At 73.0% G+C, this 25621-nt stretch carries 24 protein-coding genes and 1 pseudogene; 17 read left to right on the top strand and 8 right to left on the bottom strand.

Annotated features, from left to right (window positions below):
* Positions 1–395: 395 nt before the first annotated feature.
* On the bottom strand, positions 396–701 hold the full coding sequence (locus P3T41_RS08940) for a hypothetical protein (protein WP_280689093.1): 306 nt from the start codon (positions 699–701) through the stop codon (positions 396–398).
* A 267-nt stretch (positions 702–968) separates the two neighbouring features.
* Between P3T41_RS08940 and P3T41_RS08945 the strand changes: the two genes are divergently transcribed.
* The 4 genes from P3T41_RS08945 (at position 969) to P3T41_RS08960 (ending at position 4809) form a co-directional block, all read left to right on the top strand.
* A complete protein-coding gene (locus P3T41_RS08945) occupies positions 969–1457 on the top strand; it encodes a glutathione peroxidase (RefSeq protein ID WP_280689094.1) in 489 nt (162 codons plus the stop codon).
* A gap of 187 nt (positions 1458–1644) precedes the next feature.
* Positions 1645–2385 (top strand): ABC transporter ATP-binding protein, encoded by a 741-nt coding sequence (locus P3T41_RS08950; protein ID WP_280689095.1) that lies wholly within the window; start codon positions 1645–1647, stop codon positions 2383–2385.
* Positions 2382–4127 (top strand): DUF6297 family protein, encoded by a 1746-nt coding sequence (locus P3T41_RS08955; RefSeq protein ID WP_280689096.1) that lies wholly within the window; start codon positions 2382–2384, stop codon positions 4125–4127. Before P3T41_RS08950 ends, P3T41_RS08955 begins: the two co-directional genes overlap by 4 nt.
* A 109-nt stretch (positions 4128–4236) precedes the next feature.
* Positions 4237–4809 (top strand): HAD domain-containing protein, encoded by a 573-nt coding sequence (locus P3T41_RS08960; protein WP_280689097.1) that lies wholly within the window; start codon positions 4237–4239, stop codon positions 4807–4809.
* On the opposite strand, the pseudogene P3T41_RS08965 reads toward P3T41_RS08960, so the two are convergent.
* Both P3T41_RS08965 and P3T41_RS08970 read right to left on the bottom strand, forming a co-directional pair.
* Positions 4748–5017 (bottom strand): annotated as a pseudogene (locus P3T41_RS08965) (GNAT family N-acetyltransferase); the annotation flags it as partial. The gene P3T41_RS08960 and the pseudogene P3T41_RS08965 overlap by 62 nt on opposite strands.
* 374 nt (positions 5018–5391) lie before the next feature.
* On the bottom strand, positions 5392–5838 hold the full coding sequence (locus P3T41_RS08970; RefSeq protein WP_280689099.1) for a DUF1772 domain-containing protein: 447 nt from the start codon (positions 5836–5838) through the stop codon (positions 5392–5394).
* 90 nt (positions 5839–5928) lie between these two features.
* On the opposite strand from P3T41_RS08970, the gene P3T41_RS08975 reads away from it, so the two are divergent.
* Complete coding sequence (locus P3T41_RS08975; protein WP_280689100.1) at positions 5929–6507, top strand: TetR/AcrR family transcriptional regulator; 579 nt, start codon at positions 5929–5931, stop codon at positions 6505–6507.
* Between the two features lie 224 nt (positions 6508–6731).
* Here P3T41_RS08975 and P3T41_RS08980 read toward each other — a convergent pair whose 3' ends face one another.
* Complete coding sequence (locus tag P3T41_RS08980; RefSeq protein WP_280689101.1) at positions 6732–7430, bottom strand: TetR family transcriptional regulator; 699 nt, start codon at positions 7428–7430, stop codon at positions 6732–6734.
* 86 nt (positions 7431–7516) lie between these two features.
* Between P3T41_RS08980 and P3T41_RS08985 the strand changes: the two genes are divergently transcribed.
* Positions 7517–7987, top strand: a complete 471-nt coding sequence (locus P3T41_RS08985; protein WP_280689102.1) for an anthrone oxygenase family protein — start codon at positions 7517–7519, stop codon at positions 7985–7987.
* A gap of 6 nt (positions 7988–7993) precedes the next feature.
* On the opposite strand, the gene P3T41_RS08990 is transcribed toward P3T41_RS08985, so the two are convergent.
* Genes P3T41_RS08990 through P3T41_RS09000 form a run of 3 tightly spaced genes read right to left on the bottom strand, consistent with a single transcriptional unit; the run spans position 7994 to position 8813 of the window.
* Positions 7994–8152 (bottom strand): hypothetical protein, encoded by a 159-nt coding sequence (locus tag P3T41_RS08990; protein ID WP_280689103.1) that lies wholly within the window; start codon positions 8150–8152, stop codon positions 7994–7996.
* Positions 8149–8565, bottom strand: a complete 417-nt coding sequence (locus P3T41_RS08995; RefSeq protein ID WP_280689104.1) for an ATP-binding protein — start codon at positions 8563–8565, stop codon at positions 8149–8151. Before P3T41_RS08995 ends, P3T41_RS08990 begins: the two co-directional genes overlap by 4 nt.
* A complete protein-coding gene (locus P3T41_RS09000; protein ID WP_280689105.1) occupies positions 8562–8813 on the bottom strand; it encodes a hypothetical protein in 252 nt (83 codons plus the stop codon). Before P3T41_RS09000 ends, P3T41_RS08995 begins: the two co-directional genes overlap by 4 nt.
* Before the next feature lie 162 nt (positions 8814–8975).
* On the opposite strand from P3T41_RS09000, the gene P3T41_RS09005 reads away from it, so the two are divergent.
* From P3T41_RS09005 to P3T41_RS09040, 8 genes are all read left to right on the top strand, one after another.
* The gene (locus tag P3T41_RS09005) at positions 8976–10235 is read left to right on the top strand and encodes an XRE family transcriptional regulator (RefSeq protein WP_280689106.1); all 1260 of its coding nucleotides are present in this window, start codon (positions 8976–8978) and stop codon (positions 10233–10235) included.
* Positions 10232–10744 (top strand): NUDIX hydrolase, encoded by a 513-nt coding sequence (locus P3T41_RS09010; protein WP_280689107.1) that lies wholly within the window; start codon positions 10232–10234, stop codon positions 10742–10744. The genes P3T41_RS09005 and P3T41_RS09010 overlap by 4 nt, the downstream gene beginning before the upstream one ends.
* Positions 10745–10796: 52 nt before the next feature.
* On the top strand, positions 10797–11153 hold the full coding sequence (locus P3T41_RS09015; protein WP_280689108.1) for a hypothetical protein: 357 nt from the start codon (positions 10797–10799) through the stop codon (positions 11151–11153).
* 197 nt (positions 11154–11350) lie between these two features.
* Positions 11351–12844 (top strand): cytosine permease, encoded by a 1494-nt coding sequence (locus tag P3T41_RS09020; protein WP_280689109.1) that lies wholly within the window; start codon positions 11351–11353, stop codon positions 12842–12844.
* Between the two features lie 76 nt (positions 12845–12920).
* A complete protein-coding gene (locus P3T41_RS09025; RefSeq protein WP_280689110.1) occupies positions 12921–14750 on the top strand; it encodes an RNA ligase family protein in 1830 nt (609 codons plus the stop codon).
* Positions 14750–17602 carry an RNA repair domain-containing protein gene (locus P3T41_RS09030; RefSeq protein WP_280689111.1) on the top strand — a complete coding sequence of 951 codons (2853 nt, stop codon included), beginning with the start codon at positions 14750–14752 and terminating at the stop codon, positions 17600–17602. The genes P3T41_RS09025 and P3T41_RS09030 overlap by 1 nt, the downstream gene beginning before the upstream one ends.
* Positions 17603–17684: 82 nt before the next feature.
* Positions 17685–18428, top strand: a complete 744-nt coding sequence (locus tag P3T41_RS09035; protein ID WP_280689112.1) for a dienelactone hydrolase family protein — start codon at positions 17685–17687, stop codon at positions 18426–18428.
* Positions 18429–18430: 2 nt separating this feature from the next.
* Positions 18431–18697 carry a DUF6295 family protein gene (locus P3T41_RS09040; protein ID WP_280689113.1) on the top strand — a complete coding sequence of 89 codons (267 nt, stop codon included), beginning with the start codon at positions 18431–18433 and terminating at the stop codon, positions 18695–18697.
* Between the two features lie 7 nt (positions 18698–18704).
* On the opposite strand, the gene P3T41_RS09045 is transcribed toward P3T41_RS09040, so the two are convergent.
* A complete protein-coding gene (locus P3T41_RS09045; protein WP_280689114.1) occupies positions 18705–20306 on the bottom strand; it encodes a glycosyltransferase 87 family protein in 1602 nt (533 codons plus the stop codon).
* Between the two features lie 472 nt (positions 20307–20778).
* Here P3T41_RS09045 and P3T41_RS09050 point away from each other — a divergent pair, with 472 nt between their 5' ends.
* From P3T41_RS09050 to scpA, 3 genes are all read left to right on the top strand, one after another.
* Complete coding sequence (locus P3T41_RS09050) at positions 20779–21345, top strand: redoxin family protein (RefSeq protein ID WP_280689115.1); 567 nt, start codon at positions 20779–20781, stop codon at positions 21343–21345.
* Positions 21346–21515: 170 nt separating this feature from the next.
* Positions 21516–23405 carry a methylmalonyl-CoA mutase subunit beta gene (locus P3T41_RS09055; protein ID WP_280689116.1) on the top strand — a complete coding sequence of 630 codons (1890 nt, stop codon included), beginning with the start codon at positions 21516–21518 and terminating at the stop codon, positions 23403–23405.
* Positions 23402–25609, top strand: coding sequence for a methylmalonyl-CoA mutase (gene scpA / locus P3T41_RS09060; RefSeq protein ID WP_280689117.1), 2208 nt, complete (start codon positions 23402–23404; stop codon positions 25607–25609). The genes P3T41_RS09055 and scpA overlap by 4 nt, the downstream gene beginning before the upstream one ends.
* Positions 25610–25621: the final 12 nt, after the last annotated feature.

Here is a 25621-nt window from a genome sequence, read left to right on the forward strand (position 1 = left end):
GGCGCTCGGCAGCTCGCGCCTGCGATCCAGCGGTCTAGAGTCGGCGCATCCCGGCTGTACCTCCTCGACCCCAACGACTTCGCGACCACCACCTCACCCGAGGTCGCCTACGACGCACGGGTCCAGACCGCCTACCTGCTCTCGCTCCAGGGCCACCACGCCGACTGGCTCGCCCCGTACCTCGACCTGCCTGCGGAAGCCGCCCGCACCATCGCCGAGCACGCCGAACGGTCGGGCCCGGCCGGGCCCGCTGCCAGGCCGCCGCGCCACTGAGCCGCTGAACCGCTGAGCCCGAAACCGCCGGCCACCGGCCACCGGCCACTGGAACAGCCGTGCAGTGGCCGTCCCGGCCCACTGCACGGCTGCCAACTCGGCCGAGTTCCGGCGGGTTTGACTCAGCCCCCGCTGTTCGGCACGTCCGGAACGCAGAACAGGCCCTCCAGGTAGCGGAAGACGATGTGCTGACCGTCCGGGCACCAGGCCTGGCCCGGGTCCTTGTCGAACGGGATGCCGTTGTAGCTGCCGCCCGAACAGAACGCCTTGCCGGCACTGTTGTAACCACCGTAGAAGCCATGGTTGTTGAAGCACTGATCGGCGGTGACGGTGGTCGGGGTGGTGGCGGCGGAGGCAGCGGCGGTCGCCATCGGCGCGAGCGCGAGGGTGGCCCCGGCGGCCAGGGTGGCCAGAATGCGGTGACGCAACGTCAACTCCTTGATCTTTCACGGGATATGGCTTGTCCTACCGCCGCTCATGCTTCCCCCTGACTCCCGGTGGGCCAACCCGGGGAACCGGCCGCCAGCCCCCTATCCGTCCCCTACGCGTCCCCTATCCGGACATGCGCGCACGCGGAGCGACGTTCCGGCGCCCGGACGGACTCGTCCACCGCCGGTCCCCGGCCGTCCGAGAGCCGCTGATAGAAAGGACCTCCAGCACCTTCAGCCCGCTCGACCCATGACCCGGAGGCCACCATGTCACTCGCCGACATCCCGCTGCAGACCCTGACCGGACAGCCCACCACCCTCGCCGAGTTCGCGGGCAAGGCGGTGCTGCTGGTGAACGTGGCCTCCAAGTGCGGGCTGACCCCGCAGTACACCGGGCTGGAGCAGTTGCAGCAGCAGTACGCGGAGCGCGGGTTCACGGTGCTGGGCGTGCCGTGCAACCAGTTCGGGGGGCAGGAGCCGGGCACCGCTGAGGAGATCCAGACCTTCTGCGCGGTCAACTACGGCGTCTCCTTCCCCATGCTGGCGAAGATCGAGGTGAACGGCGAGGGCCGGCACCCGCTGTACCAGGAGCTGACCGAGCTCGCCGACGCCGCCGGTGAGGCGGGGGACGTGCAGTGGAACTTCGAGAAGTTCCTGATCTCGCCCACCGGCACCGCGGTCGCACGGTTCCGGCCGCGCACCGAGCCGGCGGACGCGGAGCTGGTGGCCGCGATCGAGGCCCTGCTGCCCGCCTGAGCCGTGCGTAGTGGACCTCGCGGTCACCGCCCGGGCCCCGAGGTCCACCGCTCAGCCCGCCAAGGCGATGATCAGCAGCCCGGGGACGAGAACAGACCGGCGAGCCCTCCGTGCCGTCCGCCCCGGCGATCCCCGATCTCAGGTCGCTAGGCTGGCCGGACGCTTACCTCGAGAGGACTCCGTCCGGATGGCCAAGAAATCCGCCGCAGCGCGCACCACGACGCGCCCGGCCCTGCTGAAACTGACCGGGGTGAGCCGCTCCTACGGTGACCGTGAGGTGCTGCACCCGGTGAACCTCGCGCTGGCGGCCGGTGAGTGCGTCGCGCTGCTCGGCCACAACGGCTCGGGCAAGTCGACCCTGCTGCGGGTCGCGGCCGGGCGTGACCTGCCGACCAAGGGCACGGTCCACTTCGACGGACTCCCGATGGACGAGAACGACCCGCGGATCCGGGCCCGGGTCGCGGTGGTCGGCGACACGGTCGCGCACTATCCCGACCTGACCGTGCGCGAGCACCTGCTGCTGGTCGCCGTCGCGCACGGCGTGGCCGACGCCCGGAACTGGGTGCAGCAGGTGCTGGACGACCGGATGCTCACCGAGCGGGCCGACGCGCTGCCCTCCGCGCTCTCCTCGGGGCAGTTGCAGGCGCTGCTGCTGGCCTGCGCGCTGGTCCGGCCGCGCGATCTGCTGCTGCTCGACGAGCCGGAGCAGCGGCTGGACCCGGACGCCCGGCGGCGGCTCGCCGACCTGCTGCGGGCCGAGCTGGCGGACGGCGTGGCGGTCCTGCTGGTCACCCATCACACGGACCTGGCACGGGAGTTGGCGGACCGGGTGGTGATGCTGGAGGACGGCCGGATCATCGCCCAGGGCGCGCCGGGCAAGGTACTGGGGCAGGTTCCCGGCCAGGGCGACGCGGTGGGTACCCGGTGACCGCCGAGTCCGACACGGCAGCGCGGGAAGCACGGCCCGCCGAGGACGGGACCGAAGCGGCCCTGGACCCGGCCCCCGCCGGTGACGGCTGGGGCGAGGAGGACGACTGGACCGACGAGACCCTCGCCCTGCTCCGCACGCTGCGGGCACCGCACCGGCTGAACCGGGCCAAGCAGGTCGGCTTCGCGCTCTACTGCGTCCTGCTCATGCTGATCATCTGGGGCGGGGTACCCAGTCTCGGTCTCTTCCTCCAGGCCTCGATGGGCGCCGACTACACCGGCCACGGCGGCGACCTGCTCGCGGCGATGCCCAGCGGCATAGCGGCCGTCGGGCTGGCCGTCGTGCTGCTCGCGGTCCGCGACGGGCTCTGGCGCGGTCCGGTGGTGCCGCCCCGGGCGGCGACCGACTGGCTGCTCGCCCACCCGGTGCGCCCGCGCCCGGTGCTGCGCCCGTGGTTCTGGCTCTCCTGCGGCCTGGCGCTCTTCCCGGGCCTGGTGACGGCGGTGGGCGCGATGGTGGCGCTGGGGCTGCTGCTGCGCGTCGGGCTGCCGGCCGCGCTCGGCTGGTCCCTGCTCGGCGGGGCCTGCCTGCCGCTGCTGGCCACCTGCGCCGGGCTGCTGGTGGAGCGCAACGACACCGCCGCCCGCTGGGTCCGGCGGCTCACCCCCGTCGCCACGCTGCTGGTGCTGCTGCTCGCCGCGCAGAGCGGGCTGGCGGTGGCCGGGCACCGGGTGCACTGGCTGGAACTGGTCGAGCTGTGGTCCGGGCCGTGGGGCTGGGCCGGGATCGCCGCCCTCGCGCCGACCCGGGGCGCGGTGCCGGGTGCCTGGGTGGCGGCCGCCCTGCTGCTCGGCAGCACCGCGGCCGGCCTGCTGCTCGCCGACCGGGCCGCCGGTTCGGTGCCGCTGGGCCGGCTGCGCGAGCGGGCCAGGACGGCCGCGGGAGTGCTGGCCGCCCTGCGCACGGTCGAGCTGCGAGCCGCCCGGCTGGCGGTCTCCGGCGCCTCGGGAAGCACCCGGCGGCTGCGGGTCCGGCTGCCGATGCCGCGCCACACCTGGCTGGTGGTGCCCTGGCGGGACGCCACCGCACTGCTCCGCTCCCCCGCCCGGCTCGGCCGGGCGGCACTGCTCACGGTGCCGGCCGTGCTCTGCGCCGCACTGGCGCACGGGATCGGCAGCAAGCCGTCGGTGCCGACCACGGCCGTCGCGCTGGCCTTCGGCTACCTGGCCGTCGCCCAACTGCTGGAGCCGGCCCGGATCGAGACGGACGACGTGCGCCGGGCCGCCTGGTCGCCCTACCCGTTCGCCGACCTCATGCTGTGCCACGCGATCGTGCCCACCCTGGCCGGCGTGCTGATCGCACTCGCCGGCGCCGCCGCCGCGACGGTGGCGGGCGCCGGCCCGACCGTCTGGCTGGCACCCGCCGTGGTGCCGGCCCTGGTGGGCGCCGGCCTGGTGAACACCTGCCGGGGCGTGATGCGGCGCGACCTGATGTACAAGTCCCCCTCCTCCGGCGGCCTGGGCCTCTTCCTCTTCACCGCCTGGTACGCGGCGGGCCCGGCGGCGGCCGTGCTCGCGCTCACCCTGCCCTTCGCCCAGGCGCTGCGCGCGGACACCATCGCGACCTGCGGCCAGGCGGCCGGAGTGGGCGTCCTGGCAGCGGCCGCCCTGCTGTGGTGGGCACGGACCCGGGCCACCGAACTGACCGGCCTCTCCCGACCGGCCGCCCGGCAGGACGGCTAGCGAACGCTGGCGGCGGCGGTCCGGGGTGAGCAGGCGACAGAGCCTCACCCTGGGCCGCCGCGGTTGGTCGACCGTTCAGCGAAGTCTCGCGCCGCGCTATCGTGCGAGCGTGACCGCTTCCGCCGAGCGCCCGTTGCTCTTCCTCGATGTCGACGGCCCGCTCCTGCCCTTCGGGCCGACGTACCAGCCTCCGTACCGCCCGGCCCCCACCGCAAGCCCTGATGCGAACCCGCTGCTCGCGCGCCTCGACCCCGCGCTCGGCCCGCGACTGGCCGCCCTGCCGTGCACCCTGGTCTGGGCGACCGCCTGGCAGGAGGAGGCGAACGAGCGCCTCGGGCCCCTGCTCGGCCTGCCGCAACTGCCCGTGGTGGAGTGGTCCGAGCTGGCCGAGCAGGACGCCCTGGACCAGCGGGCCGGGCTGCACTGGAAGACCCGCACCCTGCTCGCCTGCGCCGCCGGCCGCCCCTTCGCCTGGGTGGACGACGAGATGACCGACGCCGACCGCCACTGGGTCACCGCACACCACCCGGCCCCAGCCCTGCTGCACCGCGTCGACCCCGGACTCGGCCTCACCGAACCGGACTTCGCGACGCTGGACGCCTGGCTGCGCGATGCGGTCGCTACAGATCGAGCTGGTACAGCAGCGAGTTGTGCGTCGGCCGATAGCCGAGCTCCTCGTTGATCGCCCGCATCGGCCGGTTGCTCGCCGCGGTGTCCGCCAACAGTCCTTCGAGATCCGGGTGTTGCTCGATCACCTGCCGGATCGCCGCCGCCTTCATCCAGCGCCCGAGGCCGTGCCCACGGTGCTCGGGCAGCACGCCGGTCCCGTAGTGCTGCGCGTCGCCCCGGCCGTCACCCGGGACGACCAGCTCGGTGAAGCCGACGATCGCAGCAACCGCGTGCCGACCCCCGCCCGCCCGTAGGAAGGCCGATGCGACCGGCCCGCCATCGGCCGTCGACCCGAGCCACGCCAGGCGGCGGCTGGTGGAACCCGCGTCGGGGTCGGTCAACGCGGTGATGCGAATCGACACGTGCCGCACAGCTCCTTCTCGTCGACGCCGCGCGCAGGTCGGACGGCCGGGGCAAGCTACCGGGCGCGCCAGCTCGGCCACAACGGATTTGTGTCGGTGTCCGGGTCCTGGATGTAGATGTAGGTGGCAGTAGCGGTACCGCGGGCACCGAAGCGCCGGACAGAGCCCTCACGGCACTTCGGGCGCACGGCCGAGCGGTTGCGGCTGACGACCGGGCGGGCGAGCCCGCGGGCTCAGGTGAGGGCGGCGACCAGCAGGGCGAAGGCGGCGATGATGACGGCGACGCGGGCGTAGTGGAAGCGTTCCCAGCGGTTCATCTGCTCCTTCCAGTCGGCGGGCCGGTTCTCGGGGGTCCACGTCTTGTTCCGGTTGTTGATCGGGACGAGCAGCAGGATCGACATGATCACGCTGAGGATCAGCAGCGCGGCGGCGGTGACGAGGAGGCCGGTGCCGTGGTGGTGCCATCTGGCGATGGCCCAGACCGCGACGAGGACGAGCGAGGTGATGTACCAGACCGGCATCACGGCGCCGAGCATCCGGCCCCCGTGCGCGCGGCCGAGTTGGCCACTGTCATCGGGGAGTGCGTTGAGGATCCGGTTGATGACGAAGGCGACGGAGAATTCCACCCCCACCATCACGCCGACTACCACGGTGGTGAGGACCTCGAGTGCGTTGAGCATGATGACCCTCTCGGAATCTAATGCTGCTAGCTGATGAGGCAACGCTAGTACTGCTGCCGCTTGCTTGTCTAGCGATGCTAGGATCGAATCATGTCGGTACAGGAACGCAAGGAGCGTGAACGAGCGGGCCGCGAGCGCCTCATCGTGGCAGTGGCCCGCGAACTCGCCGAGCAGCAGGGCTGGGACGCGGTCACCACCCGCCGGCTCGCCGAACGCATCGAGTACAGCCAGCCCGTCCTCTACAGCCACTTCCGCGGCAAGCGCGAGATCATCGGCGCCGTCGCCCTCGAAGGCGCCGCCGAGATGGCCGCGGCGCTGCGGGCCGCAGCCCGAGCCGAGGACGGCCCGCACAAGCGGGTCGCCGCCCTCGCCCGCGCCTACCTGGACTTCGCCGAACGCAACCCGGCGGTCTACGACGCCATGTTCCAGCTCGACGGCGGCCTGGCATTCGCGCGCGAGGACACCCCGGAACCCCTCAAGGACGGCTTCGCCGCGCTACTGGAGAGCCTGGGCGAGGTCGCCGGGGACGGCGTCCACCCGGGGCTGTTCACCGAGGTGTTCTGGGCGTCCCTGCACGGGCTCGCGACCCTGACCCGGGCGGGACGGCTGCCGCCGCAGGACACCGAGGCCAGGGTGGAACTGCTGGTGGACCGGCTCGCCGTGATCTGACACACCACCCCGGCGGGCACGCGGCCGGGGGCTGCCTGCCTGCGGCATCGCCCTCTTGGTCACTCGCGCCCACGCGGCGCAGCCGCAGGCCGTCCGCCCCGGCGAATGCGCCCTTCGCTGCGGATGCGGGCTCGTTCGCGGCGTTGCGCGGCCAGGACGTCGGGGGCGGGCATCGGCGTTGCGCCAGCGCAGCGCCGGGCTGGGCACCTTCGGTCGACACAGCGTCACCCGAAGGTGCCCAGCCCGGCGTCGAGCAGCCGCGCCGCCCGGTGGACGTCGGCCGTGACGGCGTCCCCGACCTCCACCGGGGTCACCGACCCGCCCAAGTACTTCCGCAGCGCCCGGTACTGGACGGGCCACAGCCCGAGCAGCGCCGTCGCGGCGATCTGCGGCTCCGGGTCGCCCGGTGCGCCGCCGCTCCGCCGCGCCAACGCCTCTGCGGCCGTTGCGATCAGACGGTCCGTCATCTCCCGCTGGCAGCTGCGCAAGGCCGGCGTGCCCTGGATGAGGGCCGCGAACCGCTGGACCTGTCCGACGGCCAGCTCCGGATCGTCCTGCGCGGCCAACCAGCCGGTCAGCGCGCCCAGTTCGTCGGCCAGGATGCGCAGCACCGCCGCCGTGGGCGCCGTCCCGGGGTCGGCCAGGTCGGTCCGCAGCGCGGCCATCGTGGCCTCCGGCTGGTCCAGGACCAGTGACTCCTTGGTCGGGAAGTAGTTGAACACCGTCTTCTCGGAGACCGAGCACGCCTCGGCGATCTCCGAGACCCGCACAGCGTCGAACCCCCGCTCCAGGAACATCTCCGTCGCGGTGTCGGTCAACTGCTGGCGGGTGGCGCGCTTCTTGCGCTCGCGCAGCCCCTCCGCACCCGAGGCCTCGCCCCTCGGCTCACGCAGGGCGGCCCAGTCCACTGTTCGTGCGCTCATGCGTCAAGGATAGTCGGGCCTCGGTATTTTTTCTGCTACTGTAATTTTCTAGTGGCAGCAATGAGGCCGAAGCCGGGAGGCAGATCATGCACACCCTCGAACTGATCAACCTGTTCTTCGCCGGACTGCTGGCGGGCGCCGAGTTCGTGGTCCGCTTCGGTGTCCGCTCGACCATCGGCGTGCTCGACCCGCGCTCCTCGATCCAGCTGCGCCAGGCCCTGATCCGCACCCTGCGGGTGGCGGTGCCCGCCGTCTACCTGCCGACGATGCTCACCGGCATCGCCGCAACGGCCTGGAACGGCACCACCGGACACGGCGGCGGCACCGGCTTCACCGCCCAACTCGCCGCCATGGCAGCGCTGCTCGGCTGGACCGTGGTGACGTTCGCCGGCACCGTCCCGATCAACATCGGCATCCTGGACTGGCAGCTCGACGCACCCCCGGCCGACGCACCGGCGATCATCCGCCGCTGGGAACGCCTCGACACCGCGCGCACCTGCGCGGCGAGCGCGGCCTTCGCGCTCTTCCTGACCAGCGTCGGGCTGCAACTCGCCTGAGGCTCATCACATCTGAGGGTCCTCGCACAGCGGCCAGGACTTGTAGCGCGGCGCGTAGCTCAGGCGGTCGTCGCCCGAGTACTCCTCACGCTCCACCTCGACCAGCTCGCCGTTCTCGTCCAACTTGCTGACAGTGAAGGTGCAGAACGGCTGCTGCTCGCTCACGCGGTGACCGCCGTGAGCGCGAGGTCGGCGGCGACCACGAAGTGCACCGCCTTGCCCAGCTCCCTCGGCTCCCACCCCCATGAGTACGCGAGGGCGTCGACCAGGGCGAGGCCTCGCCCCGAGCCCTGCTCGATTTCGGGCGTGAGCACCGCGGGCAGCCGGAGCGAGCGGTCAGCCACCTCGACCCTGAGGTGAACGCCAGTCCACTCGGCGCGCACCCAGCACTCACCACCCGCGTGGACCAGGGCGTTGGTGATGATCTCGCTGGCGCACAGCAGCACGTCGGCAACGGCATCCCCCGATAGCGGTAGTTCCCGTTCCTGGAGCAGCGCAGCGATCCAGCGCCGGGCCTGGGCCACCGCGTGGGCCCCGGCCCGGACGTGGAGAGCCTCGATGGTGGAGAAGTCGGTCATGTCGACCTCCCGGTCCTGGCCTCGATCGTCACCATGCACGGCCACTCGCACTCGCAGCGAACGCACCGGCCATGCGCGCTGCGGTGCTCGTCCAGCAGCATGCGGTCGGCGGTCGCCGTACCGGTGCCGGCCTGCTGCCGCACCGAAGTCCGGTGCGGCAGCAGGCTCCTGCAAGGGTCGACCAGTGCGGCGGAGGTGCTGCTCAGCGTCCAGGGGTGGGGGCGGTCAGGGGATTTAGCGCTGCTCATCTGAGCCTCCGGATGAATCGGGTAGGTGCGGCGACCATCAATATCGGGGGCGCGGTACGTCGGCCCAGGTACGGCGTTCACCCAGTCAACGAGGTGGGAAGGTAGCGAGGAGACTCCACAGGGTGACCCCACGATGGAGTCACCACGACCAGAAGGGCCCTGATGAGTCATCAGGCACAGCAGCCGCGCGAGGTCATCGCCGGACTGCTCGGTGATGACCGGCTACTCACCGCATGCGCAGAGCGCGACATGGGCGCTGTCTTTCGGCTGCTCAACAGCCGGGGTGTCAGTACGCGCCGAATCGCCGCAGCTGTGGATATCACCCAGGGCCGCTTGTACGACTACATGAACGGCAAGAGCCGAGTGGAGAAGCTGACGATCTTCGAACAGATCGCTGATGCTTTCCATATCCCTGGGCACCTGCTCGGCCTCGCCCGTCGTACCTGGGAACCAGCACCCGCCCACACGAACCACCAGGCGCTGCAGCCAACGCCCGACGGAGACGACCTGGACGCCGTGGATGCCTTCCGCAACGCGGACCGGCAGAGCGGCGGCGGTCGCCTGTACGCGGCAGTCGTGCGCCATCTGACTGACCAGGTAGCACCGCGTCTGGTCGACACCGCCAGCGGGCCTCAGGTCTTCGGCGCGGCAGCGGCCTTGACGGAGATGGCCGGCTGGATGGCCCACGACTCGGGCCATGACAGCCTCGCTGCCCGGCACTTCGCCCATGCCCAGCCGCTGGCCCGGGCCTCGGGCGATCTGCTGCTGGCCGCGAGCATCGCAGCCAGCAGCAGCCACCTCGCCCTCCAGACCGGCGACACGGCCGGCGCCGTGCTCTGGGCAAGTACCGGCCTCGATCTCACCGGCCAAGGGCCGCGAATCCCCGTCCTCACCGCGAGGCTGCACACCATGCGGGCCCGCGCCCTGGCCAGCGCCGCACAGCGCACACCCGCACTTCGCGCTCTCGATGACGCCCACCGTCACCTCGACCAGACCGCAGACGTCACGCACCCGTGGCTCAGTCCCTTCGACGCCGCAGCGCTCGCGAGCGAGTCCGCACTGATCTGGCGGGACCTGGAGTGCTACGACCAGGCGCTGACACACGCCCAACTGGCGCTCACCCTGAGGGAGATCGGCCGAGCGCGGTCCATCGCCCTGAACCGCGTCACCCTGGTGGACGTTCACCTACGGCGTGGTGACCTGGACTCCGCCGTGAACGTCGGCCATGAGTTGCTCGCGACCAACCCCGCGCTCGGATCGGTGCGTTTCGTCCGCCAGATCGACACCCTCCGGCGCTTACTGGAACCGCACCGCACGTACCGGCCGGTGCGCGAGTACCTGGTGCGGTTCGACAATGCGAGAAGGGCGAGAATACTGCTCCTGGCCGACATCATCGCTCCCCAGGAAGGCGGCTCCACATGAAGCCGACACCTGCCGATCCACAAGCGTGGCAGGCCTATCTCGCCGAAGGCAACGCCCGACAGGCCCGCAAGCGGGTCGCAGCCGACGTGTTGCTGCGCGATACCAACGGCCGGGTGCTGCTGGTGAAGCCGACCTACAAGCCTGGCTGGGACCTGCCGGGCGGCATGGCCGAGGCCAACGAGCCCCCGGAGGAGACGGCGGTCCGGGAGTTACGCGAGGAACTTGGCCTGGAGGTCGTCCCGCGCGGAGTGCTGGTGGTGGACTGGGTTGCGCCGCACGGGCCGTGGGACGATCAGATCGCGTTCATCTTCGACGGCGGGATCCTCCATGTCGACCAGGCCGAGCAGTTGCGTCCGCACGACGATGAACTGTCCGAGGCCCGCTTCGTCCCCGTGGACACGGCCGCCACGCTCCTACGGGAGCGGCTGCGCAACCGGCTCGGCGCCGCCGTACGGTCACTGGCCGACGGACGTCCGGTCTACCTGCGCGACGGCGTACCCGTCTGGTAGGACCAGATCTCGGCGCTCTCACGCGCCAACGCCCGACGAAATGGATGACCGCATGACGAACGACGGCCGCATCTTCCGCGAAGCCTGGATCGCCGGTGTCACCAAGCACTACCCGGGCGAGCCCAAGCCCGGCTACGTCACGCCGTGGGACGAGACCCCCGACTGGGAGCGGCAGTGCGCCGCCGCCGTGTACGGCCAGGTGCGCGGCTTCGTCCAGGTCAGCGCCGGGAACACCGCCAAGCTCAGCCGGGAGCAGAAGGGCCGGTTCGTCGCGCTCTGCTGGATCGCTCAGATCCACAAGCACATCGAGAGCCCGAAGCCCGGCTACGTCGCCGACTGGGACGACCTGCCGGCCTGGCAGCGGGAGACCGACGCGGACATCTTCGAGCGGATCGAGCAGAGCGTCTGACGGGCAGATCCGCGAAACCCGCGAGCAGCCGGGACGGATCATCCGTTTAGGAGGAGTACACGGAAAATTCAGACATTCCAGGACCGTCTATGGACGATCGGGCGTGGTCGCGAGCCCGTTAACGCCCGAATGATGGGTGACCTGGCGGGTTTCTGCTCATACGGTGCCCGGCAGTCCGCTTGTCCAGGAAGGCGCCCATGACGAACGACTCAGCCCAGCAGAGCTCCCCGGGGGGACACGCACTCGTCGAGCAGCACGGTGTGGACACCATCCCCGAGGCGGAGCGCACCAGCACCCCGCGTGACGTGCTGAGCATCCTGATCGGGTCGAACCTCGCCTTCGGCGTCGTGGTCTTCGGCTGGCTGCCGGTCTCCTTCGGGCTCTCCTTCTGGGACAGCTGCACCTCGCTCGTGGTCGGCACCGTCCTCGGGATCGTGCTGGTGACGCCGCTGGCGCTGATCTCGCTGCGCACCGCGACCAACCTGTCGACCAGCAGCGGGGCGCACTTCGGGGTGCGCGGGCGGCTGATCGGGTCACTGGTGGGGCTGCTGCTCTCGCTCGGGTACACGGCGCTGGCGCTCTGGGTGGGCGGCGACGTGGTGGTCGGGGCGCTGAACCGGCTGGTCGGCCTGCCGGCCCACGGGCCCGCGTACGTGGCGACCTACACCGTGCTCGCGGTGCTCAGCGCGACGGCGGCCGTCTTCGGCTACCGGCTGCTGCTGAAGATGGAAAAGCTGCTGATGTGGTCGATGTCGATCCTGCTGCTGCTGGGCCTCTTCGCCTACCTGCCGCACTTCAACGGCTCCGCGCACGGCCACTACCTGCTGGGCGGCTTCTGGCAGACCTGGCTGTTGGCCGTGGTCTCGGCCGGCCTGAGCGGCCCGATCGCCTTCATCACGCTGCTCGGTGACTACACCCGGTACGTGTCACCCATCAAGCACAGCAGTCGCAAGATCTACTGGGCGAACGCGGCCGGGATGTTCCTCGGCATGCTGATCCCGCAGCTGTTCGGCACCTTCACGGCGGTGGCGACCGGGGCCGGGAACAACTACGTGGCGGGGCTGCTGGCCGGCGCGCCCGCCTGGTTCCTGGTGCCGCTGCTGATCAACGGCCTGATGGGCAGCGCGGGCAACACCGGTCTGATGCTCTACAGCATGGGCCTGGACCTGGACGCGATCCTGCCCCGGGCCACCCGGCTGCAGGCCACCTACGTGGTCGCGGCGGTGGCCACCGTGCTGGTCTTCGCCGGGCACTTCGTGTGGAACGCACAGGACGCGGTGACCTCGTTCGTCCTGGTCCTGACCGCGATCGGCACGCCGTGGGCGGTGATCACCCTGACCGGGTTCCGGCGCTGCAAGGGCGAGTACGACCGCGAGTCGCTGCAGGTGCTCAACAAGCGCAGCCGGGGCGGGATCTACTGGTACCGGGCGGGCTGGAACGTGCCGGCCACCGTGGCCTGGGCGGTCGGCAGCGTGGTGGGGCTGTGCGCGGTCGACACCCCCGTCTACCAGGGGCCGGTACTGCACTGGACCGGCGGGATCGACGTGAGCTTCCTGCTCTCGGGCGCGGTGGCCTGGGCGCTGTACGTGGCACTGTCCAAGCGCTCGGCGCCGACCCCGGCGGTGCCCGCAAGCGCGACCGCGCCCGCCCCGGAGCCGAGCACTCCGGAACTGGCGGAAAGCACCCGGTAATTCGATGGCTCCGCTCCCCGACGGCTCCGTACAGTGAGCGCCACACCACTGTCACCGTCGCCGGGAGCGGATCACCATGCGCGTGCACTATCCCCGCACGCCGCATCTGCCCTGGTCGCCCGGAGCGACGGCGGACGACGTGCGGGTCGGTGAGCTGTCCGGACTGCGCGGCCGCGAGGTGGTGGTCACCGAGAAGCTCGACGGCGAGAACACCACCCTCTACCGCGACGGCCTGCACGCCCGCTCGCTGGACTCCGGCCACCACCCGTCCCGTGCCTGGGTCAAGGGGCTGCAGGGGCGGATCGGCGGCGCGATCCCGCCGGGCTGGCGGATCTGCGGGGAGAACCTCTTCGCCCAGCACTCCATCGGGTACCGGGAGTTGGCGAGCTGGTTCTACGGCTTCTCGGTCTGGGACGAGCGGGACCACTGCCTGGACTGGGACGCGACGGTCCGCTTCCTGCACCGCAGCGGCGTGCCGACGCCCCGGGTGCGCTGGCGCGGGGTCTTCGACGAACGGGCGATGCGCGCGCTGCGGGTGGACCCGGCGCGCGAGGAGGGGTACGTGGTCCGCACCGTCGAGGGCTTCGCGCGCGCGGAGTTCGGGCGGCGGGTGGCCAAGTGGGTGCGCCCGCGGCACGTTCAGACCGACACGCACTGGATGCACGCCGCCGTGGTCGAGAACGGCCTGGGCCCGAGCGCCGCGCTCTGGGCGGTGCGCTCCGGCACCGCACCCGAACTTCCCAAGCTGCTGGCCGCGTTGGGGCTGCCACCGACCAACCCGGAGGAGCAGCCCGTCGCCGAGGTGTCCGCCGCGCTCGACCAGCTCGACCTGCTCGGGCGCACCGGCGACGCCCGGCTCGCCGGCGTCCTCGCCACCGCGCTGCACGGCAGCCGCCGAGCCTGGCTGGCGCCCCGACTGGCGGCCACGCTCGGCCTACCGCTGGCCCGCCGGATCGCCGACCTGGTCGGCCTGCACCCCGCGCTGCACCGCCCGTACCCGGACGAGGACCGGCGCGCCGGCCTCGGCAGTCTCGCGCTCGCGGCCGACCTCGGCGTGCTGCACGCGGTGTCCCGGGCGGTGCTGGCCGGCCGCGCGGACGCGCAGGCGGCCGAGGCACGCGAGCAGGTCGACTGGTCCGCGCTGCACGCCGAGGAGGCCGGGCTGCTGGGCCCGGACCCGTTCGAGGCGCTGCGGACTGGCCTGCGCGAGGAGTTCGCCGGTCCGGAGCTCACCGCTCGGGACGGGGCGGCCGCCGACCGCTGCTGGGCCCAGGCACGCGAGGCCTACGCGCGCGGGCGCCTCGGCGGTGTCGCGGAGGGCGGTGTCGCCGAGGCGGTGGCGGCCACCTGGCGCTGGCGCTCCGGGGCGTTCCCACGGCTGATCCAGCTGGTCGGGCCGTCCGGCAGCGGCAAGAGCAGCTTCGCGGCCGGGCTGCGCGGGATCGACGCCCGGATCTCGCTGGACGACCTGCGCGCGGCCCGTGGCTCTCGCGCCGACCAGCGCGCCAACAGTGACGTGCTGCGCGAGGGCCTGGACCGCCTGGACGCCGCGCTGGCCGCCGCGAGCGGTGGCGGCGGCACGGTGGTCTGGGACGCCACGTCGCTGAACCACCAGCAGCGCTCCCTGGTGCACGCGATCGCGCAGCGCCGTGACGCGCTGGTCACCCACGTGGTGGCGCTGGTGGACGAGGCGGAGTTGGCCGAGCGCAACGCGCGCCGGGCCCACCCGGTGCCCGCCGAGGTGCTGGCCGGGCAACTGCACCGGTTCGGGCCGCCCTACCCCGGTCAGGCGCACCGCACCTGGTACCTGGGCGCCGGCGGCACCGTCGAGGACACCGACGGAACGCTGCACGACGGGACGCTGTACAAGCCCTTGCCCAGCGCGACCGGAGAGGAGCGCCCCTGATGCGCACCAGCGAGCAGATCTACCACCGGGTGCGCTGGGACCCGCAGTTCGACCCGGCCCGGTTCGTCCTCGGGGTCAGCCGCCGCGAGGCCGCGCCCAAGCGGGTCCCGCTGCCCGCCTTCGTGCCCGGCGGCGACGTCCCCTGGCACCGGGTGCTCTTCATCGAGGCGGACGGCGAGCTGGTCTGGGACCGCGCCACGGGCGTGGACCGGATCGACACCTCGCCGGCCGGCCGGGCCCGCGAACCACGCCGTCTGCGGGCCCCGTACTTCGCCGCGCGCACCCCGCACCGCTGGCAGCCGGACGGCGGGTGGCGCCCGGACGCCGGCACGACCGCGCCGACGGCCCCGCCCCCGCCGACCGGCCCGACGCCGCCCACGAGCCCGACGCTGCGCGTGCTGACCTGGAACACCCTCTGGGACCGCTACGACGGCGACCGGATCGACACCGCCCGCCGCCGCCCGCTGCTGCTGGCGGCCCTGCGGCAGGCCGACGCCGACGTCATCGCGCTCCAGGAGGTCGAGGCCGAGCTGCTCGGCCGGCTGCTCGCCGAGCCCTGGGTACGGGCGGACTACGCCGTGGGCGCCGACCCGAGCGGCCGGGACGTCGAGCAGAGCGGCCTGCTGCTGCTCAGCCGGCTGCCGGTGCGCGAGGCGGGCTACCACGTGCTCGGCCCGCACAAGGCGGTCACCGCGATCACCGTCGACACCGCCGCCGGCCCGGTCGTACTGGCCGCCACCCACCTGAGCAGCGACCACTCGGCGCGCGGTGCGGACCGACGCCGAGCCGAACTGGGCGAGCTGGCCCAGGGGTTGGCCGGCGTGGACGGCGAGCTGGTGCTGGTCGGCGACTTCAACGACGGCGGCGCGGCCCCGGCCACCGCGCTCGGCCTGCGCGACGCCTGGACGGCTGTGCACGGCCCGGCCGACCGGACGCCGACCTTCGACCCGGTCGCCAACCCGCTGGCCGCCGTCTCCTCGCTGACCGGGCGCGCCGCGCGGCTCGACCGCGTCCTGCTGCGCGCCGGCGGTGCGCTCACCGTGACCGCGGCCGCGCTGCTGGGCGACACGCCGACGGCGGACGGGCTCTTCGTGTCGGACCATTACGGTGTGGCGGCGGAACTGAGTCTGGACGGAGCCGAGCCGCACGAGGTGCTCGACCTCGCGCCGACGGCGCGCACCGCGCTGGCCTGGCTGCCGCCGGCCGAGCTGTGGCCCGCGATCCAGCAGTTGCGGCAGCGCTACGACCCGCAGCTGCGGCGCTGGCCGCCGCACGTCAACCTGCTCTTCGGCTTCGTCCCCGAGTCCGAGTTCGAGCGCGCGGCCCCGCTGCTGGCCTCGGCGGCCGCCGAGGTCGCCCCCTTCACCGCCCGGCTGGCGGGCGTCCACACCTTCGGCCATCGCGAGGACGCCACCGTCTGGCTCGACCCGGCCGCGAACGGCGAAGCGCCGTGGCACGCGCTGCACCAGGCCCTGACCGCCCGCTTCCCGCGCTGCCACGGCCGCGCCACGGGCTTCACCCCGCACCTGTCGCTGGGGCGGAGCGCGGATCCGCAGCCGGTCGCAGCCGCCTGCGCCGCAGCGCTGCGCGACCTGTCCGCGCAGGTCGGCGAGCTGGTGCTGCTCTCCCGCCGGGGCGCCGAGCCGATGCGGGTGCGGGCGACGGTGGAACTGGGGACGGGGGCGGTGCGCTGGGCAGCGGAGGACGGCGCGGCGGCGACCACGGCGACCACTGCGGCCGCCGAGGACGACCACGCCGCCGAGCGGATCGCCGCGCGCCTGTCGGCGGCTCTCCCCGAGGGCGTCGTGCACACCGCCGGCTCCCGTCGGATGGGGTGCGCGCTGCCCGGCGCCGACCTGGACCTGGTGGCCGCCCTGCCGGGCGTCGTCGACCTGGCCGGGCTCCGCGCCCGGGTGGCGGCCGCCCTCCCCGAGGCCACCGGACTGCGACCGGTGACCGGCGCCCGGGTCCCCGGGCTGCGCCTGCGGGTCGAACCGCTCGACGTGGACCTGGTGGTGGTCGCCACCGGCTCCCTCGCCCCCGCCGAAGCGGTCGCCCGGCGCGGCGAGTTGGGGGAGGCTGCGGCGATCGCGCTGAGCGCGGTCAGCGACGCGGACGCGCTGCGCGCCGCTGTCGGGGACACTGCCGTCGGGGACACCGCCGTCGGGGACCGGCACGCCCAATTCGCCCGGCTCGCCCGGCAGGTGAAGGCCTGGGCGAAGGCGCGCGGGCTCGACTCGGCGCCGTTCGGCGGCCTGCCGGGTCTGGCCTGGGCGGTCCTGACGGCCAAGACCGTGCACGAAACTGACGAATCGTCAGATCTGGTGCTCCGCACCCAGTTCTTCGCCGACTGGGCCGCCCACGACTGGCACGGCGCGCCGTCGGTGGCAACCCCCACCCGCCCGGTGCGCAGCTGCACCGAGCAGGTCGGCGCCGGCGGCCTGGAGCTGCTGAGCCAGGAGCTCTACCGCGCCTGGGAGTTGCTGCAGACCTCGACGACCGACCCCTGGCCCGAGCTGCTCGCTCCCCCGCCGCTGCACCGCCGCCATCCGGCTTGGGCGATTCTGACGATCCGTCAGACTGCTGGCGAGGACTTCGCCGAGACCCTCGGCCGCACCCGCGGCCGGCTGCGCGCGCTGCTCACCACCCTCGCCGAAGCGGGCGCCCCGGACCTGCACGCCTGGCCTCGCCCCTTCGAGTCCGGCCCGCCGGTCACCCGCTACGCCATCGGCCTGGGCCGCACCCCGCCGGACCGCGCCCGCCTCGCAGACCTCGCCGAGCACTGGGCCCGGGGCCTGCCGGGGGTCACGGTCGAGTGGGCGGAGTGCGGAGCGGTGCCGACGCTGCGCTGACTCGCGGCGTCAGCAGGGCGCAGCTGACCTGGTCGGACAACGCGCCGCCGAGGCGGCGATTTCGACGTGGTATAGCTGACGCATGAGTGATTCCATGACCGCTTCCACCGTCAAGTTCCCCGGCCACGACGGCGATGAGATCGAGGCCTACCTCGCCCGCCCGGACGAGGCGCGGCCGCGCGGCGGCGTCGTCGTCATCCATCACATGCCCGGCTACGACAGGGCCACCAAGGAGATGGTGCGCCGCTTCGCCGAACTCGGCTACGACGCGATCTGCCCCAACCTGTACTTCCGCGAGGCCCCGGGTGCCGCCCCCGACGACGCGGCCGCGGCCGTGCGCGCGACCGGCGGCGTGCCGGACGAGCGGCTGGTCGGCGACGTCGCCGGCGCGGCCGCGTACCTGCGCTCGCTGCCCGGCGCCAACGGGAAGGTCGGCGTGATCGGCCACTGCTCGGGCGGGCGCCAGTCCGTGCTGGCGGCCTGCCACCTGGACCTCGACGCGGCGGTGGACTGCTACGGGGCGTTCGTCACCGGCACCCCGCCGGAGGGCTTCCCGATGAAGGTCACCAACCTGGTCGACCAGCTCCCCGCACTACGTACCCCGCTGCTCGGTCTGTTCGGCGCCACCGACCAGTTCCCCGGCCCCGAGCAGGTGGCGGAGCTGGAGAGCATCCTCACCCGCGACGGCAAGGACTTCGAGTTCCACACCTACCCCGACGCCGGCCACGCCTTCTTCGCGGTGGACCGCCCCGCGTACAACGTGGCCGCCGCCAACGACGGGTGGGAGCGCATCGCCACCTTCTTCGGCACGCACCTGGAGGCCTGACCATGTGCACCTACCTGACCGTCAAGGACGAGATCGACGGCAGCGCCAAGGGCGCGGGCGGCAGTTGGCTGCGCGTCTCCGACCTGGCCGTGTACTTCGACCACCCGGTGCACGCGATGGCCGAGCACACGGTCAACATCGACCTCAGCGACCCGTCCAAGGGGCCGTCCGCGCGAGTCGCGCTGGAGCTGACGGCCGAGTCGGCCCGCCGACTGGTGGCCGCCATCCAGGAGGCGCTGGCGGCGGCCCCGCCGGAGCTGACGGTCTGAGGCCGTCCTAGCCCGCCGCTCCCGCCGCTCCCGGAGCGGCGGGCTGGCGACCGCCGGCCGCCTTGGCCGCCCGCCGCCGGCGCAGGATCCGCCACCCGCACCCGACCACGACCACCGCCACCAGCAGCAACTGCGCGTCCGGCACCAGCCGGTAGGCGATCTGCAGCACCAGGCGGTACAGCCACGCCGGGTGCAGCATGTGCGCCAGCCCCGGGTCGTAGACCAGCGTCAGCAGTACCGTGTGCGCGAGCAGCACCCAGTCCAGCCAGGACCGGGCCAGCATCGCCACCAGCACCCACGCCAGCGCGTCGTACCAGGGCCGGACATACGCCGTGCCCAACAGGTACGCCAGCACGACGGCCAGCGCCGGACGTGCGGCCAGCCGCGCCGGGTCGGTGCCCTCGGCCGGGTCCAGCGCCGCCAGCAGCAGCCCGGCCAGCACCACGGCCGCGATCAACTCCAGCACGGTGGTGGCCTGATCGGCCCGCGCGGCACCGAACACGGGGACCAGCACGGACCGTTGCAGCAGCTCCCACGGCGTGCCGTCGGCCGCCTGGTTGCTGACCGCCTGGGCGTTGTGCACGGCGCGCGGGGTGAAGGCGTAGCCGGCCGCCAGCGCCACCGCGCCGGCCGTCGCGGCCAGGACCAGGCGGCGCCGGTCGTGCCGCAGGTGCCAGGCGAGCGGGAGCGCGAAGACCCCGGCCGTCAGCTTGATCGCGGCCCCGGCGGCGATCGCCAGCGCGGCCGCGATGCCCGAGCGCCGCAGCGCCCAGAAGCCGACCACCACGCACAGCGCGCAGAGCGTGTCGACATGGGGACCGACCACCAGGTTCCACCACAGCACCGGATTCAGCGTCCAGAGCAGTTGCGAGCGCACCCGCCGGGCCGGATCGGGCCCGGCCAGCCGCAGCAGCAGCGCACCGGTGGCCAGGAACGCCGCGCCGCCCAGCACCGAGAGCAGCCACACGGTGCGCAGCATCGAGGCCCCGCCGAGCAGCGAGGCCGCCCACTCGGAGACGGTGGCCAGCGGGCCGTAGACGGACGGCGTGTGCAGCCAGGGTTCGGCGAGCGCCAGCTTGCCGACCGGGTCACCGGTCTGCGCCAGGCCGGCCGGCGTCAGCTGATAGGGGTTCAGGCCGAGCGTCTCGATCCGGCCGTAGGCGGCGTAGTTGAGCGGATCGGTGGTGCCGGCCGGCGGCACGCAGAGCAGTGCCAGCACCGCGACCGCGCCACCGGCCAGCAGCAGCCGGGGCCGTGGCGCCCAGCCGCGCCGCACCGCGAGCAGCCCGGCCACCACCGCCACCGTGCCGAGCCCCAGCACGGCGGCCACCAGCAGCCAGACCAGCAGGTCCGAGGGGTTCCCCTGGACGAACCAGGGCGGCAGGTCGCCGACCCGCCGCCCGAACACCGGCTCCGCGGCGGACGGCCCGAGCAGCCCCGCCGCGACCGCCGACACCACGCACAGCGCGCTCGCCAGCAACGCCCCACCACCGAGCACCCGCCCGCGCCGCTCACCACCACGGCGGTGCCGGCCCCGGGCGGACCCACCCGCCGACTCCGGCCGCGGGCCACGCGCCCAGGTCGGCTGGGGCAGAGCAGATATCGGCACGCGTATGACCCCATCCTTCGTCCGACCAACCGGCAGGAGAACCAGGAAGAGGGTCCCACAGCACTCTCGAACGACAGCGCGAGGCCCCGATCACTCGGGGGATGATCGGGGCCTGTGCGCCGACGGCGCCGATCGTCAGCGGACCGGGCGCCAGTGTTCCGGCAGTTCCTCGGGGTCGACCAGGCGCTCACCTCTTGGGGGGACGAGCCAGGCGAACAGCTTCTTGAGCATCATGACCTCCTTTCATCGCGAACATGTCATTGCTATGGCTACACCATGTGCCTGCTCGAATCCACCGAGTGAGACTCCAACTGTCGTGATTCGGCCAAACTTCGGCCGGACCGGCCCTCTTGCCCGCTGCCCCCCACCCCCCGCCCCCGCCCCCCGAGGCGCCCCCGCCGAGCCGTCATCGCCCGACTGGCGGGCGCCGTCCCACTCCCGACGCACCGTCAGTCGGCGTACCGTCAGAGGCATGCGCAGAACAGCGAACACCGAGGAGCCGCCGGAGCGGACCGGCGAGGCGTTCGAGCTGGGTGAACGCCTGACCGTGGTCGGCGAGCGGTTGCGGGCCGGCGCCGCCGCGCCCGCCTTCACCCTGGACTGGCTGGCCCAGCCGGACGGTGCCACGAGCCAGGTGCGGCTCTCCGACACCAGCGGCTCGAAACGGCTGCTCAACGTGATCAACTCGATCGACACGCCGGTCTGCCGGATCGAGACCCGCTCCTGGGAGGACCGGCTGGCCGAGCAGGCGGCCGAGGGCGAGGTGCAGCTCTACACCATCAGCATGGACCTCCCGTTCGCCCTGGCCGCCCGCGGCGCCCGCGAGCAGGACGGCACCGGCCACCTGCTGCTCTCCGCCCACCGCAGCGAGCGCTTCGGCCGCGACTACGGGGTGCTGGTCAAGGAGTGGCGGCTCCTGCAACGCGCGGTCTTCGTGATCGACCGGCACGACCGCCTGGCCCACGTCGAGTACGTCGCCGACCAAATGGCCGAACCCGACTACCAGGCCGCGCTGACCGCACTCGCCGAACTGCCGTAGCCGGACCGGCTCGAGCTCTCCCGGCCGTGCGCGTCCATGGCGCTTCGGGGGGATATGACCCGTTAGATACCCCTGCTGCGGCGCGCCACGACCCCTGTCCTGCGAGCGAGGGCAACGTCACACCCCGTAGCTCTGCTACGGCTCAAGGCCAGGGCACTAACCTTCCCACCATGACGGTCCCGCCCGAAGGGCTCCCCCTGGCCGCCGAGTTCCCGGATGCAAGCCGTGAGCAGTGGCGGCGCCTGGTCGAAGGCGTCCTGAGCAAGTCAGGTACGCAGAGCACCGCCGGTACGCCGGCGGAGGACGCACTGGCCACCGCGCTGCAGGACGGTCTGCGCGCTCGGCCGCTGTACACCGCCGAGGACGCCTCGGCGGTGTCCGAAACCGGCTACCCCGGATTCCCCCCGTTCGTGCGCGGCGGCCGCCCGCAGGGCTCGGCGGTCTCCGGTTGGGACGTGCGCCAGCGGCACGCCGACCCGGACCCGGCCCGCACCGCCGAGGCGGTGCTGGCCGACCTGGAGCACGGCGGCGGTTCGATCTGGCTCACCCTGGGTGACGCCGGTCTGCCCGTCGACGCGCTGCCGACCGTGCTGGCCGGGGTCTACCTGGACCTCGCGGCCGTCGTGCTGGATGCGGGAGCGCAGACGAAGGTGGCCGCCGAGCGCCTCTTCGCGCTGCTCTCCGAGCGCGCGGTCCCGAACGAGGCGGCCACCGGCAACCTCGGCGCCGACCCGCTCGGCCTGCTCGCCCGCACCGGCGACGACGGCGCCACCGACGCGCTGCTGGCCGAGGCCGCCGAGCTGGCCGCCCGCTGCGCCCGCGACTACCCGGGCCTGCGCGCGCTGAGCGTCGACGCCCTGCCCTACCACGAGGCCGGCGCCTCCCCCGCTCAGGAGTTGGGCGCGGCACTGGCCACCGGCGTCGCCTACCTGCGCGCGCTGACCGCCGCCGGGCTCAGCGTGGACGAGGCAGCCGGGCAGCTGGAGTTCCGCTTCGCCGCCACCGAGGACCAGTTCCTCACCATCGCCAAGTTCCGTGCCGCGCGCCGGCTCTGGTCCCGCGTCACCGAGGTCAGCGGCGCCGGCCCCACAGCCGGTGCCCAGCGCCAGCACGCCGTCACCTCCGAGGTGATGATGACTGCCCGCGACCCGTGGGTGAACATGCTGCGCACCACGGTCGCCACCCTGGCGGCCGGAGTCGGCGGCGCCGACGCGGTGACCGTGCTGCCCTTCGACACCGCCCTCGGCCTGCCGGACGCCTTCGCCCGCCGGATCGCCCGCAACACCCAGGCGATCCTGCTGGAGGAGTCGCACCTGGGCAAGGTGATCGACCCGGCCGGCGGTTCCTGGTACGTCGAGCAGTTCACCGAGGAGCTCGCCCAGGCCGCCTGGAACTGGTTCCAGCAGCTGGAGGCGGCCGGCGGCCAGCGCGCCGCGCTCACCTCCGGGCTGGTCGGCGAGACCATCGCCGCCGGCTGGGCGGAGCGCTCGGCCAAGCTCGCCAAGCGGCGCGAACCGGTCACCGGCGTCAGCGAGTTCCCGAACCTGGGCGAGCAGCCGCTGGTCCGGCCCCCGGCCCCGGCCCCGCTCGGCGGCGGCCTGCCCCGGGTGCGCAGGGCCGAGGCCTTCGAGGCGCTGCGGGACCGCTCGGACGCGCACCTGGCCGCGACCGGCGCCCGTCCCAAACTGTTCCTCGCCGCGATCGGCCCGGCCGCCGCGCACACCGCGCGGGCCACCTTCGCGGCCAACCTGTTCCAGGCCGGCGGGATCGAGACGGTGCTCGCAGCCGACACCGAACCGGCCGCGCTCGCCAAGGAGTTCGCCGCCAGCGGGGCCACCGTGGCCTGCCTCTGCTCCAGCGACCCGCTGTACGTCGAGCACGCCGAGGCCGTCGCCGCCGCGCTGAAGGCGGCCGACGCCACCCGGGTGCTGCTCGCGGGCCGGCCCGGCGAGCAGCGCGAGGCCTACCAACGAGCCGGGGTGGACGAGTTCGTCTACGCGGGCGGCGACGCGGTCGCGGTCCTCACCTCGCTCCTCGACCAGATCGGAGTGGCGCGTTGATCCCCGACTTCACCACCATCGGGCTCACCGGGTCCCCGGCCGGCGAGCCCCGGACCACCGACGACCAGTGGCGGGCCGCTTGGCGCGAGGCCACCGCCTCGGACGTCGCCGAGCAGCTCTGGGAGACCCCGGAGGGCATCGGCGTCAAGCCGCTCTACACCGCGGACGACCTGGCCGGCCTGGACTTCCTGGGCACCTACCCGGGCATCGCGCCCTACCTGCGCGGCCCCTACCCGACCATGTACGTCAACCAGCCGTGGACGGTGCGCCAGTACGCGGGCTTCTCCACCGCCGAGGAGTCCAACGCCTTCTACCGCCGCAACCTGGCGGCCGGGCAGAAGGGCCTGTCCGTCGCCTTCGACCTGCCCACCCACCGCGGCTACGACAGCGACCACCCCCGGGTGACCGGCGACGTCGGCATGGCGGGCGTGGCGATCGACTCGATCTACGACATGCGCCAGCTCTTCGACGGCATCCCGCTGGACAAGATGTCGGTGTCGATGACCATGAACGGCGCCGTGCTGCCGGTGCTCGCGCTCTACATCGTGGCGGCCGAGGAGCAGGGGGTGGCACCCGAGAAGCTCGCGGGGACCATCCAGAACGACATCCTCAAGGAGTTCATGGTCCGCAACACCTACATCTACCCGCCGCAGCCCTCGATGCGGATCATCTCCGACATCTTCGCGTACACCTCGCAGAAGATGCCGCGGTACAACTCGATCTCCATCTCCGGCTACCACATCCAGGAGGCCGGCGCGACGGCCGACCTGGAGCTGGCCTACACCCTGGCCGACGGCGTGGAGTACCTGCGAGCCGGACTGGGCGCGGGACTTGACGTGGACGCCTTCGCGCCGCGGCTGTCCTTCTTCTGGGCGATCGGCATGAACTACTTCATGGAGATCGCCAAGCTGCGCGCGGCCCGGCTGCTCTGGGCCAAGCTGGTCGGGCAGTTCGACCCGAAGAACGCCAAGTCGCTCTCGCTGCGCACCCATTCGCAGACCTCGGGCTGGTCGCTGACCGCCCAGGACGTCTTCAACAACGTCGCCCGCACCTGCGTCGAGGCGATGGCCGCCACCCAGGGCCACACCCAGTCGCTGCACACCAACGCGCTGGACGAGGCGCTGGCACTGCCCACCGACTTCTCGGCCCGGATCGCCCGCAACACCCAGCTGATGCTCCAGCAGGAATCGGGCACCTGCCGGGTGATCGACCCCTGGGGCGGCAGCGCCTACGTCGAGAAGCTCACCCACGACCTGGCCCAGCGCGCCTGGCAGCACATCCAGGAGGTGGAGGCGGCCGGCGGCATGGCCAAGGCGATCGACGCCGGCATCCCCAAGCTGCGCGTCGAGGAGGCCGCCGCCCGCACCCAGGCCCGGATCGACTCCGGCCGCCAGCCCGTGATCGGCGTCAACAAGTACCGGGTGGCCACCGACGAGCAGATCGACGTGCTCAAGGTCGACAACTCCTCGGTGCGCACCCAGCAGATCGAGAAGTTGCGCCGGCTGCGCGCCGAGCGCGACGAGGCCGCCTGCCAGGACGCGCTGCGCGCGCTGACCCGTTCCGCCGAGGCGGGCCCCAGCAGCTCGCTCGACGGCAACCTGCTGGCGCTCGCCGTGAACGCGGCCCGCGCGAAGGCCACCGTCGGCGAGATCTCGGACGCCCTGGAGAAGGTGTACGGCCGGCACGCGGGCCAGATCCGTACCATCTCCGGTGTGTACCGTGACGAAGCAGGAGCCTCCTCCGCCGCCGTGCAGCGCACCCGCGACCTGGTCGAGAAGTTCGAGACCGCCGAGGGCCGCCGCCCGCGCATCCTGGTCGCCAAGATGGGCCAGGACGGCCACGACCGCGGCCAGAAGGTGATCGCCACCGCCTTCGCCGACCTCGGCTTCACGGTCGACGTCGGCCCGCTCTTCCAGACCCCGGCCGAGGTGGCCCGCCAGGCGGTGGAGGCCGACGTGCACATCGTCGGCGTCTCCTCGCTCGCGGCCGGCCACCTGACCCTGGTCCCGGCGCTGCGCGCCGAGTTGGCCGAAGCCGGACGCGAGGACATCACCATCGTGGTCGGCGGCGTGATCCCGCCGCAGGACTTCGAGGCCCTCTACCAGGCCGGCGCCTCGGCGGTCTTCGGGCCCGGCACGGTGATCCCGGACGCGGCGTACGACCTGCTCCAGAAGCTGGCCGCCGACCTCGGCCACGAGCTGTAGGCGGTCCGACTG

It is taken from the genome of Kitasatospora sp. GAS204B, assembly GCF_029892155.1.
In the GTDB taxonomy this organism is placed as follows: domain Bacteria; phylum Actinomycetota; class Actinomycetes; order Streptomycetales; family Streptomycetaceae; genus Kitasatospora.